Consider the following 14,985-nt stretch of genomic DNA (forward strand, 5'->3'; position numbering starts at 1 on the left):
AGATTAGCACATTGAAGATTTAGATCGATACTTCTAAGTCGACTTTTGTAGATGAATAACCCTGAATTAGAAATATTAATCCGTTTCGTTGAGAAGAAATTCAACAATGGGAGCCGAAAGACTTGGAAGAACAAGGATTTTGAGCAGTTGAGTTTTACCATTCATCGCCAGACTAAAATTTTAATTAGCGTAGCTACTCTCAAGCGTCTTTTTGGTAAGGTCAAAACAGGTCAGAACTATTCTCCTCAGCCTTCGACCTTGGATGCACTCAAGCAGTATTCTGATTTTGATAAACTGTATGCTGAAAGTCAAGAAAAGAAATACAGACGTGCTAAACTTCTCATGTGGTCGGTCATCGGTGCGGTCGTTTTTTGCATCTTTTACCTTATCATACTGAATCCAGAACCCGTTTTTGAGAAGGAAGAAAACTTAGTAGAAGGAAGTCTGACATTGACGAAAGTGGAGGGGAAGTGCCCTGCTACTGCTTTTTTTGATGTTGAAATGGAGGAAACAGATAAGGTAGTCAGGGTTCACTTTGATGATAATAGTCCTTCCAAGGTCGTGAATGGTCAAAAACACATTTCTCATTTTTACCCATATCCAGGTGTATTTCGTCCTCAGATGAAATCCAATGGAATACTTGTAGATAGTAGTCAGGTAGTACTGGTAGAGACTGACGGTTGGCAGGCCATCTCTCATTATTTTGGAAAGCAGGTTCAGGCTAGGTATCACCCGATGCCATTTGAGAAAAGCTATAGTGACAGTATTTTTCATGCTACTAAAAGAGATATTTCTGCCGTAGGATTGGATACTAGTAAGGTGGTAGTAGTCAGAGTGGATAACTATGAGAGAACGGAGTATTCTGGAGATAGTTTTCACTTAAAAGCTACTGTGAGGAATTCTACTTTTTGGGCAGGAGTGCGGTGCTACTCGGTCATCTTATTGGTTCAAGGTACTCAAGGCAAAGTGTTTATCAAATTGGTCCAAGATGGATGTAGTGGATATAGTGATATTGTACTGGGAGATGTAAGATACTTTGGTACTAAAGAGTCTACGGTAATGGCTACAGACTTGAGTGATTGGTTGGATGTAGAAATCATCAATCAAGAAAAGAATGTAGAGGTTTGGCTGGGTGGAAGCCGTGTACTCAAGCAGTCATATCAAAAGTCCATAGGTGATATAGTGGGTACTTCTATCATATTTCATGGATCTGGATCGGTTAGAGATTTTGAATTGGTCAATCCTGACGGCTTAAAAATAGCTATTTGAAAGAGGGCTATATTCTCAGGTATTAGAGGTGTTAAAGGTTTAGTCTAGTTTTTGTCAGTTTCTAACTTGGACATATGTAGGGGCTTGCGTTTAATTAGCATGCAGAAACACAAAAATTATAATGCAGATGGTACGATTAATAATGGCACTAGCGGTAATAGTGCTTTCAATGAATGTGGCGAGTGCTCAAACAAAATTTGAGAACCAATCAAAATTCGTCACAGAAAAGATGGCAGAGAAATTCGGTCTTTCTAAGAAAAAACAAAAAGAGTTTTATGAGGCTAGATTAGCATTGGCTAAAACGGGTTCTGAGTATTGGGTGAAGAACAAAAATGGAGAGTTCGCATCTAAAGAGGAATACGATAAAGCACGTGGAGCTGCTACTAAGCCATACCAAGACAAGCTTATTGAGCTATGTGGAGGAGATTCAAGAGCTTATTGGAGATTCAATAAGGAGCTAATGCCTGAGGTGAAAAAAATCCAATAATTAGTAGTTCTAAGTTTAAACATTAACAAAAAAACAAGATGACAAGAGTAATATTAACAGCACTAGTAATGGTGCTTGTACTGAATGTAGCAAGTGCTCAATCTAAGATAGAAAACCAAGCTAAGTTCTATACTGAGAAAATGGCTGAGAAATTTGATATCTCTAAGAAGGATCAAAAGAAGTTTTACGAGGCTAGAGTTGAATTGTCTAAGACTAGCGCTGAGTTTTGGATGAAAAAGAAGAACGGAGAGTTTGCTTCTGATGAGGAATATAAGAAAGCTCAGCAAAAGGCGACTGGTCCTTACTTTGATAAACTAATTGAGTTGACTGGTGCGAAGTCAAATGAATTTTGGAAATACAACAGGGAGATAATGCCTGAGGTGAAAAAGATCAAGTAAGAACTAGGTCTTAATATGATATAGGAGCCTTCACTGTCTTAGTGAGGGCTTTTTTTTACTCTTCCACTTCCTGAAATGTTTAATGCTTTTGATTTAAGGCCGAAGAAAACCCCGAATAAACAAAGTTTGCTTTGAATTTAGGCTTTGATTTCTCTTTTAGAACTAAAATCAATTATCAGAGAAGCTCTATAAAAAAGCCTCTGCAAACATTGGTCTGCAGAGGCTTTGTGATAGATAAGGATGCTAATTACTTAGCTGCTTCAAATCTCTTATTTACTTCTTCCCAGTTGATTACATTGAAGAAAGCTTCGATGTAGTCAGGTCTTCTGTTTTGGTAGTTAAGGTAGTATGCGTGCTCCCATACGTCCAATCCTAAGATAGGAGTACCTCCACATCCGATACCTGGCATCAATGGATTGTCTTGGTTAGCTGTAGAGCAAACTTCAACTTTACCATCTTTAGCGCATAACCATGCCCATCCAGATCCAAATCTTGTAGCTGCAGCGTTAGCAAACTCAGTTTTGAAAGCTTCGAATGATCCGAAAGCAGCAGTGATAGCGTCAGCTACAGCACCTGTAGGCTCTCCTCCACCGCTAGGACTCATGATAGTCCAGAATAAAGTGTGGTTGAAATGTCCGCCACCGTTGTTTCTTACAGCGCCGTTTTCGAAACCAGCAGTCATCAATTCCTCTAGAGATTTACCTTCTAGATCAGTGCCTTCGATAGCTCCGTTCAACTTAGCAACATAAGCAGCATGGTGTTTGCCATGGTGGATTTCCATTGTTTGCTTGTCTACATGTGGCTCAAGTGCATCGTGAGCATATGGTAAATCAGGTAATTCAAAAGCCATGATTATTATATGTTTTGGTGAAAATTGTTTTGGTGTAAAAATAGATGTTATGAGACAATAATGATGTCCGTTTCATCATTCTATTTTATCGATAGATTGAAAGAGTTTATTAGGAGCCCCATAGCTTCTGTAATTCAAGACTTTTAGAGCTTAGGTACTATGTATTGGTGTGGTATGTTTATCTAATTTTTTTGAAGAAATCTGTCATCAGCTTTCCGCATTCATCTGCCATTACTCCGCTTTTGATTTTGACTTTGGGGTGCGGTGCATTGGGTGCCATTGTTGTAAAACCTCTTTTTTCATCAGCAGCACCATATACTATTTCATCTAATTGAGACCAATAGGTAGCTCCAATACACATAGTGCAAGGCTCGAGTGTGACGAATAGTCGGCAATTAGCAAGGTACTTCGTGCCTAAGTAGTTTTCAGCAGAGGTAATAGCTAGTATTTCGGCATGGGCGGTGACATCCTGTAGTTTTTCGACTTGATTGTAGGCTCTAGCGATAATTCTATTTTCACAAACCACTACAGCTCCTACTGGGATTTCTCCTTCTTCAAATCCGTACTGTGCTTGTTTGATAGCCTCGCGCATGAAGGCTTCATCAGAGTGGAGGCCTTCTATCATTTGAATTTAGCTTTTACAATGATACTATTCATGATGTCGGAAGCTTGATTTTGCCACCTATCTTTCATGGTAGCAGGACATGTGAGGTTGAATATAAGAGATGTAGTACCAAATATGGCGTATTGGATATAGGTGTATTTTCTTATAGACTTGTTGTCTTTGAATGAATTGGGATCTCCTTTTACTGTGGAGATGAATTCAAAATAGACATATTGCTTACCATTGACTTCTTTGATGCCTTCGGAGATCATATCCACTTTGTCATATAGGTTGTAGATGTTTGATTTTTGGAAGCTTTTCATGATATCCATGTCCTTTTCGCTCCATCGAGAGGTGGCTTTGTTGACGCCAATATCTACGATCAAACTTTGATCGGTATACATGGCCATTGGGCGCTGCATCGTAAAGTATTTTGAGGCAATTTCGTCATCGGTCATTGGGCGAAAGCCATTAGGAAGTGACATGAATATTTTCTCTGCTACTTCAGTTTTGACGAGGTTTGAAGGGAAAAAGAGACTTAAGGATAGTTGTAGTAATAGCAATAATTTCATAGGAATTAGCTTATGCTTAATGTTAGAAGCAAAGCTAGAACTAACCAGACTACTTCAAGTAATCTGGTTAGTAGAAATTTTAGTGAAAGTTCACTGCTGCTAGTCTGTCTTTCACGACGGCTTTGATTTCTGGTAGTACCTTTTCCATGATGAATGGAGGATATGCAGTATCGCCAGCTTTGTCGATTTCTGTTTTGGCATACTTCATATATGTTGAATGTACTATGGTGCCTATGTTGATTTTACTCATTCCCATCTTGATGGACTTTTGGATATCTGCATCAGGGATACCTGTGCCACCATGTAGTACTAGCGGTGCAGGTATAGCTTCAGCGATCTCTTGTAATCTATCGAAGTGAATTTTTGGCTCAGTAGGCGTGAATCCATGGGCTGTTCCGATTCCTACAGCTACAATATCTACTCCGGTAGATTCGTATAGTGCTCTGACATTGGCTACACTAGCTAGAAAATCGTCATCACACTTGACTTCTACACCTCGCCCCATGATCTTGCCGATTTCAGCCTCTACTACTACTCCTGCTGATGAAGCGTATTCTACTACTTGTTTAGTCATTTCGATGTTTTCCTGAAGGCTAGATTGAGAACCGTCAATCATGACTGAGTCATAGCCTGCATCTATAGCCTGCTTACACAGGTCAACGGATGTACTATGGTCTAGGTGCAAGTAGATTGGATTACTGGATACTTTTTTGAATCCATCTACCAATGATCTGAATACTTCAGGGCTATTCAAATAGGCGACTGGTGGGTAAGTCATGACCATGACGTTGGTCTCCATTTCTTCTGCTGATTCTACTACAGCCTTTAGGTCGTAGTTGTCGTTAACATTGAAAGAAGGTAGGCATTTGTGACTAGCTCTGTAGTCTTTGAAGAGATCATTTAACGTATCGTACTTTTTGTTGTACGCTACCTGTGTAGGGTTATCTATTAGAGTGTCCATATAGGTGATGTTTTCTTTTTTCGATTTCAATTTCTTTGATGCCCAGCCAGTGGTTGAGTTCGTTGAGTTCTTTTTGAAGATGACCTCTTCCTATGATCCAGTGGTGGTCGAGTCCGTTGCTGAGGACGGTACTAAGAATGTCTCCGGAGTCATTTTTCTCTGGGAAAACTTCGGCATAACTGCCTCTGAAAGCCATTTTAGATTCGTGGATTTCACCTTCCCATGTCAATACTTTTGAGGCGTCTGGGTATTGGTATTTTGCTACTGTAATGGGGCCATGTTTTTGAAGAAACTCAAGCAGCATTCCCATGCTAGATTCTTCGCTGAAGTTTTCAAGGATACTATGATTTCGTATTTCGAATCCTGTCGCTTCATTGATGAGCTTGGTAGGTGCTCCGCCACAGTGCCAAAATCCAATTCTGTTTTGTTTGTCGTTGACCAATGACAAATCAACAAGTGTAGGAATCGATTTTCCAAAGCTGATCTGATTCATGATGATCATGGTCAATAGTGCTCCCATATCAGATTCGTCTGCTACAGGTATACCTAAGTCTTGTACCAAGGCTCCAGCTCCATCACCTGCTATACCGAAGTGGTCGAATAGCTCAGGCCAGTTTTTTAGTCCAATTCCCAGATAATCATTTTCTCGAGCATAATCTGCCATGGCTAGTGATAGTCGAATGGACTTTTGCATTTGTTCATCAGTCACGTTGTTGAACTTACAGAGTGGATGGTTCAATAATGTGTCCTGAATTTCCTTGATCGTATTATCTGTGAACCGTTCTCCATGTTGCCAGATTGTATCGAAGTCTATTCTATCTACTTTGATGCCGAATCGATTCAGTAGAGCTAGTTCGTTTAGTTCACAGTCGTAGAACCCTGGAACTCTGAATCCTCCTATCATACCTATGGAGCGCTGGTTGATAGACGCTATGGCATAGACTGATTTAGCGAACATCATGATGTTGCTCTCAAACTCGATGTCCTCTGGAGACTCAAATATCCATGAGTATTTTACTCCACAAGAGTTGAAGATATTGAGTAGGAAGTTTTGTCCGCATAGACGGTTATTTACTAATCTACCACCTGTAGGTTCATCATGAGACCAGCTCAATACAGGTATTTTGTTTTGGTTAAGCCATCTAGCCAAAGTGGCTGCTAAATCCCCTGCTATGAATGAGGCTTGATAGATAATAATCCCGTCAATGCCTTCAGCATGCATGCTTTGTAGCCACTTATGGATTTCTTCTTTGGTCTGTAGAGGTTTTTGGGATGTGAGGAGTTTGAATCTATCCTGAGGGAGTACGGCCTCTAGCTTTTTCTTTGCGATATCGTAGCTCTTGATTATTGATTGCCAATCGAAGTGCTCTTCTAGTCCTATTCCTACTAAGGCAATTTTAGCCGTGTAGGCGGGTTTGGGGGGCATGATTACTTTTTCGAATAAGTGGCTTACGATGCCATTGGTTACTGATATTTCTTGTAATGATTCCATTTGCGTTACATTAAATTTTGTTTAAAACAGGACAGTGTTCGTCCATAAAATCACGATCGGGTAAAAAGGTGCGACCGCCAAAATGCTGAGCGACTTGAGAGGCGTAGAAGCTGGCATATACTAATCGATCTTCCAATCCTTTGCCTTGGAGTAATGCTGATGCATAGGCAGCATGAAAGGAATCTCCACATCCTGTAGTGTCTACGACTTTGGTTTTAAAAGCTTCTTGATGAATCAGTATGCCATTATTCAAAGTATAAGAGCCGTTCGCTCCATCGGTGATGATGACCTGTCCATCAGTCATTTTGATTAACTCGTGGAGGCAATCTTCTGCGGTATCTTTGTTGGTGAGGTTTTGAGCTGCTTCTAGAGGGAGAATAGGGTTAGTAGCCAGTTGGATCATCTCAATCATAGCTTTTCGATCACTGGTCTCGAGATCAAGAATGGACTTAATGCCATGTCTCTTAGCTATCTTCAGTAGATGTGTGTTGGTATCAATATCATACCCATCAACTAGCAGTAGTTTAGCTTTTTTAATTTTGGTTATGTCAATATCTTCTGGAGATACTTGTCTGTAGTTTTTGATTGAATACATGACTGTTCGCTCTCCTTCATCATCCACCTCCACTACTGCAATAGCAGGAGTGGCTGCGCTTTTGTTAATAAAAAAATCAGTTTTGACACCGTGCTTGGTCAATTCTGTTTGAGCAATATGACTAAGTGTATTGTCGCCAAAGTACCCTAAGAACCCCGTTTCATGTCCTAGTTTAGCTAATGCACATGCAGCATTTCCAGCTGGAGCTCCTCCTTGAATTATGATTTGGTCACAAGCCGTTTTTTCACCTCTAGGTACTTGAGCGGGTACTGATATAAGGAGGTCTACCACATTGAGTCCACTACAAATTACTTCCATGTTTCTTTCCTTTTGTTATTTCAAAAGTAGAGGGTGGTTTCATGGAGATGTAAATCCTATTTTGTTTAAAAAGTGTACTATATTTCCATATTTATTAGTCGTATGATTTATATCAGGAAAAAATAAAGCCTATTGAAGCCGCAGCATGAGCATATTAATTATGAAATAGATAGTTCGATTCATGTGTTCAAGTATGTCAATAAGAATTTCGAATCACCTTGGCATTATCATGAAGAGTTTGAATTGACTTTTGTAATAAAAAGTAGTGGAATTAGATATGTCGGAAATAGCATTGATGACTTCTATGTTGGGGATTTAGTGTTACTGGGGCCATCTGTTCCACATTCTTGGAAGAATAATGGTGGATATACCGATGGGGCAGAGTCAATATGTGTTCAGTGGAAACAAGAAGTGCTAAATCAATTCTTATCGAATAGTATAGAGTTTCATGCTATTCATCAAATGCTACAGAAAGCAAAACTGGGGCTGAGATTTAATTTAACAAGTTGTGATGTTGAATCTACGTTGCTGTCGCTATTGGATTTAGAACCAGCTCCAAGACTGTTGACTTTTTTGAATTTATTATGGAAGTTGACTCAATTGGAACATATAACAATATCTGCTATTGGCGATTTTGTGCTAGATGAAGCTACTGATCAGCGTGTGCATAGGGTTTTGAGACATATCGATGATAATTATAATCATAAGATTACGCTAGGAGAGGTGTCGGATTTGACCTTCATGACAGAGGTGTCATTCTGTAAGTTCTTCAAACGTCGATTCAATAAGTCTTTTACCAATTACTTAAATGAATTTCGTATTCGTAAAGTGTGTCAGCTTCTCCGTGAATCAGATCATAAGCTAATAGAAATAGCGATGTCTTGTGGTTATGATAACATGTCTTTTTTTCATCGTCAGTTTAAAAAGTACATGGATATGACACCTAAGGAATATCGATCTAGGTATTAAGTCAAATCCGAAATGAACTTTTCTAAGTTATCCTGTCGAGTTAGGCCAAGCTTTTTACGTAATCGATATCTGGTTGTATGTGTGCTTTCGATGGATAGCCCGAGTAGTCCTGCGAGTTCTTTACTATTGAAACCTAGCTTAATTAAGGCACATAGTTTCAAGTCACTTGGAGTTAGGTTTGTGTATCTTTTTTTTAGAGTGTCATAAAAACTCTGGTTAATAGAAACGAATCTTGACTCGAACTCTTGCCAGTCATCAGCTTGACTTAAATTAATAGTATTGACAATGGAATTAAGAGACTTTTGATCAGGGCTGTTTTTTTGTTCTTTAATCTGTTGTTTGATTTGTTTGATAGTCTCATCTCGCTTGAGTATTTGCAGTGCCGACGCCGTTAGTTCTCTGTTTTTAAGGTCTAAAATTTCATTCGTCTTCTCAAGTTCAAGCTGCTGACGTTCTTTCATTATCTTCTTTTCAGCTTTATGCCTATTTCTGATATGTCTATAGAAAAATAAGCCTGTAATTGCTACCATCAATACTCCCATATAAGTAAGGGTAGTTCTTAGTCGCCATACTCTTTCTTCTTGCTCTAGTTGTTCAATTTTCTGGGCTTGTATGACTTTGATTTGCTCTTCTTTCTGTTGACGAAATTCGTCTTTGATTTCTAGCAGTGCCTGATTTAGACTACTTCTACTGCTAAAAAGAGAATCGCTCATGATTTTAGCCTGAGTCATTGCTTCTAACGCAATAGCTAGATGTCCCATTTTCTTATTGAGATTAGCTTTAGCGATCAGGATGTCTGGGATAATGTCTTGATGACTAAGATGTATTTCTCCTCTTTTTAGTGCTCGATTGTAGCGGTCATTGGCTAGTGTCAGTTGTCCCTTGGCTTCATAAATTTGCCCAAGGAAATAGTGAAAATAGACCATGTATGACGGATTGTGTTTTAAGTAGCGCTTTTCTAATGGTAAAAGAGTCTCGAGGGCTTTGTCAACATCTCCGTCTATAAAATCACAATAGGCTCGCTCGGTCTGATAAAAAGATTTATTAGTACTTTTCTCTCCCTTGATACTAACACAACTATCTAAAAAGATTCGAGCTGTATCTGTAATGTTTAGCTTTCTATAAAGAATAGCTAGAGCCCAATATTCTGTACTTCTTTTGGAAGCTATTTCTGGATCCTTAGATTTTTTATAAATGGAAATTGACTTATTGAAATACAATTTTGCATCGTCGTATCTGTAGAATAAACTGTACAGCCAACCTAATCCACTATAGACAGTTGCTTTTGATAATTCGAGATTGGCTTGATCGGCAAGCTTTAGTGCTTCCCAGTATTTGTCATATGATGAACTGAAATTAGCATGGTGAGCATGGAGTTTTGACCATTCGACTAGCGTATTAATAGCATTCACTGTGTCCCCTTTTTGCATCATTAGGTCATAGTTCTGCTCAAATAGTAAGTAAGCCATTTCTGGCTCAGAGAAACGAAGCTTAAGAGCTCGATTTAGGTAGTTCTTTGGTGTGTTTTTCCAATTTGATTTTTGAGCACTAGCTGATAAACAGCTGAACAATCCGATCACTAGTAAAAGTCTTGTCATATTCAGTTACAATTTGTGAAAGGTTAAGGGTTGGGAGGTCAAAAATCTTTATTTTAAAGCTTTAAAGCAAAATAAGTTAGTTGACTTATTATAGATTGTTTAGGGGGGATCTAGTTTTTGTTTAGTTATCGTTTAGATGATTCTATTCTATCCTATTAATTAAAGTGCCTTCTTTGTGATGAACGATTTTAGAGATAAAATCTATAAACTAAACATTAATTATCGTGATAAGATTAAGATTTTCGGTAGCTATACTACTTGCTTCGTTAGCAATGGTATGCTGTCAGCCTCAACAACAACAAACAAGCGATTGTGATAAAGAGCTTGATCTCTCCCCAGAAAAATTAGATTATTTAGGAATTACCAATAAAGACTATCTAAGTGCGGCATCTAAAAGAGCTTTGGCTTGGCCTGATGATTTGACTAATGAGTGGTTTGGAACTTTCCAAGTTTACGATCTCAAAGGAGATCTTGCTTATGAAGAAGGGGTAGTAAGACGAGATCCTAGTGCCGTTATTAAGGTAGATGGTTTGTATTATGTATGGTACACTAAAAGCACAGGTAAAACTCAGGGTTTCGAAGGGGATATAGAGAACGAAAAGGTTTTCCCATGGGATAGATGTGATATCTGGTATGCTACTTCAGAAGACGGTTGGACTTGGAAAGAAGAAGGAGTGGCAGTAGCTAGAGGAGAAAAAGGAGCCTACGATGATAGATCTGTTTTTACAACGGAGATCATGGTTCACGAAGGGACTTACTACTTGTGCTATCAAACTGTCAAATCACCTTATATCAAGAGAGTAAAAAATCAAGTAGGTCTAGCTTGGTCGGATTCTCCGAACGGACCTTGGACTAAGAGTGAAGAACCTATTTTAAGCCCTGCTGATAATGGCGAATGGGGTAACGATGATCCTAATGATAGATTCAGTGTGAAGAAAAAGGGTGATTTTGATAGTCACAAAGTTCACGACCCATGTATCATTCCTTTCAAAGGTAAATTCTACTTGTACTATAAAGGCGAACAGATGGGGGAAGGGTTTACTTTCGGTGGACGTCAAATCAGACATGGTGTAGCCATTGCTGATAATCCAAAAGGACCGTATGTGAAATCCAAGTACAATCCTATTTCTAACAGTGGTCACGAAATCTGTGTATGGCCTCAGGATGGAGGAATTATGTCTTTGATCACCACGGATGGACCAGAGAAGAATACTATTCAGTGGTCTCCAGATGGTGTTAACTTTGAAATCAAGTCCGTTATACCTGGAGCTCCTCACGCAATTGGACTGAACAGAACACTAGATACATCTGAGCCATTTGCTATTTTTGATTGGGGATTAACTCACCAATACAAAAACTACAACTGGCAATATATCAGAAGATTTAAAGGAACTCAAAAGACAAGTCATACAGCCAATAGTGACGCTAAGGCTAAAGGAGGTAAGTAAGAAACATCAACTTTAAGTTGAGTAAGCCTTGGGGTCTTTGACCTTGAGGCTTTTTTGTTTTTGGACGTTATCTTAATTTCTTGCAAAAATGATATGCTAGTATTTCATATCCTTGATTGAAGTAGAACTTATGAGAACGAGAGTTGGTGGAGAAGGTGTTTAGTTCAATCGAGTTGCAATCATGTTCTAGAGCCCATTCTTCCAAATAGTTGAATAATGCTTCACCAATACCCTGAGATTGATATTTTGATGTAATAATTACATTGTCTACTTCAAGTTGTTTCCCTGAGTATAATCTCACCGTAAGCCATCCACTAGTTACCCCAACTAGTTTTTCATTGATGAAACATCCAAAACAGACATAGTTATCAAACTCAAACATCTCTTTGTTTCTGGCTTCTAGAGTGTCTTTTGGAATTGAGGGATTGAGTTCAGAAATAAGTACTAGTATGGAATCAATATCATCTTCAGTAATAGGATAGAAGTATAAATCTTGAGGCATGGGTGAGAACTTTATTTAATAGACTTTAATAAAGTTCAGGATTATATTTCAAAATTCCGAGGAGTGTAAAACGGAAGTAGTGTAAAACAAGGTGGGACAACTTAAATGAATGTCCTCCTGTAAGGAATATTATAGCAGTCTGTAGAGGGTTTCGATAGAATCACCTACAGACTGCTGTTTTACCTCAGTACAAAGAAGGGTAAATTATATTGATTGTTTTCCGAACAGTATTTCGTTTATAGTTTCTGATTGAGTAAAGCTATTTTCGCTTCAGCATCGGCCTTTTTCTTTTTCTCCATTGCTACTACTTTTTCAGGAGCATTATTGACGAATTTTTCATTGCTGAGCTTCTTGTCTATACCCTTGATGAAACCTTCTAGACGAGAGATTTCCTTCTGAGCTTCTTCTTTGTCTTCAGCTGTGTCAGCATATTCACCAAGTGGGACGTAGAATTCATCCTTTTCGATTATGAAAGTTGCTGCGTTCTCTATTTTACTATCGGTCCCTTCCACAGAACTAACATTTGCCAGTTTCTGAATTACAGGAATATAAGCTTCGTAAGAAACAAAATCAGTAGCCTTTATTTTTAATTCAAGAGCTTCTTTCGGAGACATACCTTTGCTACTTCTTACGTTTCTGATACCTGTTATAGCTTCGAATACATCACTTGTCTTCTTTACTTGGTCTGCATCGAATCCAGCATGTGTAGGCCATTCAGCGATCATTACATAATCTTTGTCCCCTCTGTCCTGTAGGTTGTGCCAAATTTCTTCGGAGATAAACGGCATGAATGGATGAATTATCTTCATTACTTGCTCTATGAAACCAATAGCTTGATCATAAGTCTTTTGGTCGATAGGTTCTCCATATTTTGGCTTGATCATCTCAAGATACCAAGAACAGAAGTCGTCCCAAACAAGCTTATAAGTACTCATTAGGGCTTCAGATAGTCTGAACTTAGAGAATAAATCATCAAGCTCAACAACTACTTCGTTAATTCTATTCATAAACCACTCTCCTGCAATCTTAGCCGCAGGATCTTGAGGAATGTCTTGTACTTCTTGAGTCTTAATGAACCTAAAAGAATTCCATATTTTATTAGCAAACTTGGAACCTTGCTCGCAAAGTTTTTCATCAAATAGAAGGTCGTTACCAGCAGCGGAGCTCAATAGCATTCCTACTCGGACTCCGTCTGCACCATATTGGTCTATCAAGCCTAATGCGTCAGGGGAGTTGCCTAAGGATTTAGACATCTTACGTCGTTGAAGATCTCGAACCATACCTGTAAAGTACACTTGTTCGAACGGCTTTTCATTAGCAAATTCGTATCCAGAAATGATCATTCTAGCTACCCAAAAGAAGATAATGTCCCAGCCAGTTACTAGAGTTTGAGTAGGGTAATAGTATTTATATTCTTCGTTATCAGGGTTTGCAAAACCATCAAAACATGAGATAGGTACTAATGCGCTACTAAACCAGGTGTCTACTACATCTTCATCTTGCTTCAAGTCGTCCAATGTCAAGCTTGAATTGCCTGTGTCCTTGATAGCCATTTCAAGAGCTTCTTCCTTGGTTTTGCCAACAGCTACACCGTCATCACCATAGTAGTAAGCAGGAATTTGCTGCCCCCACCATAGTTGACGAGAGATAGGCCAGTCTTTAATGTTTTCTAACCAGTGTTTGTAGGTGTTTTTGAACTTGTCTGGGAAAAACTGAATGTTATCATTCATTACATTTTCCAAAGCAGGTCCAACAATCTTCTGCATGTCTACGAACCATTGCAATGAAAGCTTTGGCTCAATCACTGTGTCGGGATTACGTTCTGAAAACCCAACTTTGTGCCTCATGCTCTCCACTTTTACCATATGTCCAGACTCTTTCAAGTCGATTGAGATTTGCTTTCTAGCTTCCTCTCTGGTCATGCCAACATAGAACTGAGCATCTTCATTTAGTGTCGCATCGTCATTTAGAATATCAATAGTTTCTAAGTTATGCTTTTGACCTAAATCGTAGTCATTGGTGTCGTGAGCTGGTGTCACTTTCAAACAACCCGTACCAAATTCTAGGTCAACATATTCGTCTTCAATAATAGGAATGACTCTATTTACCATCGGAACAATAGCTTTTTTCCCTTTTAGGTGAGTATATCGTTCGTCATTTGGGTTGATACAGATTGCCGTATCTCCTAAGATCGTTTCAGGACGAGTAGTAGCAATAGTTACTTTCTTATCACTCCCTTCTATTTCGTATTCTACATAGTATAGAGCTGCGTCTACGTCTTTGTAAATTACCTCTTCATTGGAAATGGTTGTTTGAGCAGTAGGATCCCAATTGACCATTTTGTAGTCACGATACACATATCCTTTCTTGAAATAACTGATGAATACATCTCTTACTGCTGCAGAGTTTTTTTCATCCATAGTGAAGAATGTTCGATCCCAGTCACATGATGCACCGAGTCTCTGAAGCTGATTCAGTATGATTCCTCCGTATTTATCTTTCCATTCAAATGCATATTTTAAGAATTCTTCTCTCGTCAAGTCAGATTTTTTTATCCCCTTCTCTCTGAGCATTCCTACCACTTTGGCTTCAGTGGCAATAGATGCATGATCTGTTCCTGGTACCCAGCAAGCTTCTTTGCCTTCCATTCTGGCTTTACGAATCAATACATCTTGAATGGTGTTGTTGAGCATATGCCCCATGTGAAGTACACCTGTGACGTTTGGAGGAGGAATGATGATCGTATAAGGCTCCTTATCTGGATTAGGAGTTGATTTGAAAAATCCCTTATCAAGCCATTCTTGATATCTTTTGCTTTCTACCTCAGCTGGGTTGTACTTCGTTGATATAGACATTGCTCTCGCAGTTATTCTTTTTCCAATTAAAATGACCGCAAAAGTATATAAAGGTTAGGAATACTTA

Annotated in this window: 14 protein-coding genes; 5 read left to right on the plus strand and 9 right to left on the minus strand. The window is 38.8% G+C overall.

Translation table 11 applies throughout. From position 1 onward, the window contains the following. The first annotated feature begins 51 nt into the window (after positions 1-51). The 3 genes from DKG80_RS08585 (at position 52) to DKG80_RS08595 (ending at position 2,154) form a co-directional block, all read left to right on the plus strand. Positions 52-1,269 carry a hypothetical protein gene (locus DKG80_RS08585; RefSeq protein WP_109830924.1) on the plus strand — a complete coding sequence of 406 codons (1,218 nt, stop codon included), beginning with the start codon at positions 52-54 and terminating at the stop codon, positions 1,267-1,269. Positions 1,270-1,396: 127 nt separating this feature from the next. Then, entirely contained in the window at positions 1,397-1,756 is a 360-nt protein-coding gene (locus tag DKG80_RS08590) for a hypothetical protein (protein ID WP_162555769.1), read from the plus strand. 38 nt (positions 1,757-1,794) lie between these two features. Further along, positions 1,795-2,154 carry a hypothetical protein gene (locus DKG80_RS08595; protein WP_109830926.1) on the plus strand — a complete coding sequence of 120 codons (360 nt, stop codon included), beginning with the start codon at positions 1,795-1,797 and terminating at the stop codon, positions 2,152-2,154. Positions 2,155-2,401: 247 nt separating this feature from the next. Here DKG80_RS08595 and DKG80_RS08600 read toward each other — a convergent pair whose 3' ends face one another. The 6 genes from DKG80_RS08600 to DKG80_RS08625 form a co-directional block, all read right to left on the minus strand. Beyond that, the gene (locus DKG80_RS08600; RefSeq protein WP_109830927.1) at positions 2,402-3,004 is read right to left on the minus strand and encodes a superoxide dismutase; all 603 of its coding nucleotides are present in this window, start codon (positions 3,002-3,004) and stop codon (positions 2,402-2,404) included. Between the two features lie 178 nt (positions 3,005-3,182). Beyond that, positions 3,183-3,629, minus strand: a complete 447-nt coding sequence (locus DKG80_RS08605; protein WP_109830928.1) for a nucleoside deaminase — start codon at positions 3,627-3,629, stop codon at positions 3,183-3,185. Further along, the gene (locus DKG80_RS08610; RefSeq protein WP_109830929.1) at positions 3,626-4,180 is read right to left on the minus strand and encodes a hypothetical protein; all 555 of its coding nucleotides are present in this window, start codon (positions 4,178-4,180) and stop codon (positions 3,626-3,628) included. The genes DKG80_RS08605 and DKG80_RS08610 overlap by 4 nt, the downstream gene beginning before the upstream one ends. Positions 4,181-4,259: 79 nt before the next feature. Beyond that, positions 4,260-5,141, minus strand: a complete 882-nt coding sequence (locus DKG80_RS08615; protein ID WP_109830930.1) for a class II fructose-bisphosphate aldolase — start codon at positions 5,139-5,141, stop codon at positions 4,260-4,262. After that, entirely contained in the window at positions 5,122-6,633 is a 1,512-nt protein-coding gene (locus tag DKG80_RS08620; protein WP_109830931.1) for an L-fucose/L-arabinose isomerase family protein, read from the minus strand. Before DKG80_RS08620 ends, DKG80_RS08615 begins: the two co-directional genes overlap by 20 nt. A gap of 10 nt (positions 6,634-6,643) precedes the next feature. Continuing rightward, positions 6,644-7,546: a carbohydrate kinase family protein gene (locus tag DKG80_RS08625; protein ID WP_109830932.1), complete on the minus strand. Its 903-nt coding sequence runs from the start codon at positions 7,544-7,546 to the stop codon at positions 6,644-6,646. Between the two features lie 132 nt (positions 7,547-7,678). Between DKG80_RS08625 and DKG80_RS08630 the strand changes: the two genes are divergently transcribed. Continuing rightward, positions 7,679-8,515 carry an AraC family transcriptional regulator gene (locus DKG80_RS08630; RefSeq protein ID WP_109830933.1) on the plus strand — a complete coding sequence of 279 codons (837 nt, stop codon included), beginning with the start codon at positions 7,679-7,681 and terminating at the stop codon, positions 8,513-8,515. Here DKG80_RS08630 and DKG80_RS08635 read toward each other — a convergent pair. Further along, on the minus strand, positions 8,512-10,113 hold the full coding sequence (locus DKG80_RS08635) for a tetratricopeptide repeat protein (protein ID WP_109830934.1): 1,602 nt from the start codon (positions 10,111-10,113) through the stop codon (positions 8,512-8,514). The genes DKG80_RS08630 and DKG80_RS08635 overlap by 4 nt on opposite strands. A 224-nt stretch (positions 10,114-10,337) precedes the next feature. On the opposite strand from DKG80_RS08635, the gene DKG80_RS08640 reads away from it, so the two are divergent. Continuing rightward, positions 10,338-11,561 (plus strand): glycoside hydrolase family 117 protein, encoded by a 1,224-nt coding sequence (locus DKG80_RS08640; protein ID WP_245906981.1) that lies wholly within the window; start codon positions 10,338-10,340, stop codon positions 11,559-11,561. A 67-nt stretch (positions 11,562-11,628) separates the two neighbouring features. Here DKG80_RS08640 and DKG80_RS08645 read toward each other — a convergent pair whose 3' ends face one another. Together DKG80_RS08645 and DKG80_RS08650 are read right to left on the minus strand one after the other, a co-directional pair. Continuing rightward, positions 11,629-12,063 (minus strand): GNAT family N-acetyltransferase, encoded by a 435-nt coding sequence (locus tag DKG80_RS08645; protein ID WP_109830936.1) that lies wholly within the window; start codon positions 12,061-12,063, stop codon positions 11,629-11,631. 236 nt (positions 12,064-12,299) lie between these two features. Beyond that, positions 12,300-14,918, minus strand: coding sequence for a valine--tRNA ligase (locus tag DKG80_RS08650; protein ID WP_109830937.1), 2,619 nt, complete (start codon positions 14,916-14,918; stop codon positions 12,300-12,302). Between the last annotated feature and the right edge of the window lie 67 nt (positions 14,919-14,985).

It is taken from the genome of Reichenbachiella versicolor, assembly GCF_003171675.1.
GTDB classification, from domain to species: Bacteria; Bacteroidota; Bacteroidia; order Cytophagales; family Cyclobacteriaceae; genus Reichenbachiella; species Reichenbachiella versicolor.

Coding starts and splice junctions, on each gene's coding strand:
- DKG80_RS08585 (WP_109830924.1), top strand. CDS start 52: ATGAATAACCCTGAATTAGAAATATTAATCCGTTTCGTTGAGAAGAAA.
- DKG80_RS08590 (WP_162555769.1), top strand. CDS start 1,397: ATGGTACGATTAATAATGGCACTAGCGGTAATAGTGCTTTCAATGAAT.
- DKG80_RS08595 (WP_109830926.1), top strand. CDS start 1,795: ATGACAAGAGTAATATTAACAGCACTAGTAATGGTGCTTGTACTGAAT.
- DKG80_RS08600 (WP_109830927.1), bottom strand. CDS start 3,004: ATGGCTTTTGAATTACCTGATTTACCATATGCTCACGATGCACTTGAG.
- DKG80_RS08605 (WP_109830928.1), bottom strand. CDS start 3,629: ATGATAGAAGGCCTCCACTCTGATGAAGCCTTCATGCGCGAGGCTATC.
- DKG80_RS08610 (WP_109830929.1), bottom strand. CDS start 4,180: ATGAAATTATTGCTATTACTACAACTATCCTTAAGTCTCTTTTTCCCT.
- DKG80_RS08615 (WP_109830930.1), bottom strand. CDS start 5,141: ATGGACACTCTAATAGATAACCCTACACAGGTAGCGTACAACAAAAAG.
- DKG80_RS08620 (WP_109830931.1), bottom strand. CDS start 6,633: ATGGAATCATTACAAGAAATATCAGTAACCAATGGCATCGTAAGCCAC.
- DKG80_RS08625 (WP_109830932.1), bottom strand. CDS start 7,546: ATGGAAGTAATTTGTAGTGGACTCAATGTGGTAGACCTCCTTATATCA.
- DKG80_RS08635 (WP_109830934.1), bottom strand. CDS start 10,113: ATGACAAGACTTTTACTAGTGATCGGATTGTTCAGCTGTTTATCAGCT.
- DKG80_RS08645 (WP_109830936.1), bottom strand. CDS start 12,063: ATGCCTCAAGATTTATACTTCTATCCTATTACTGAAGATGATATTGAT.
- DKG80_RS08650 (WP_109830937.1), bottom strand. CDS start 14,918: ATGTCTATATCAACGAAGTACAACCCAGCTGAGGTAGAAAGCAAAAGA.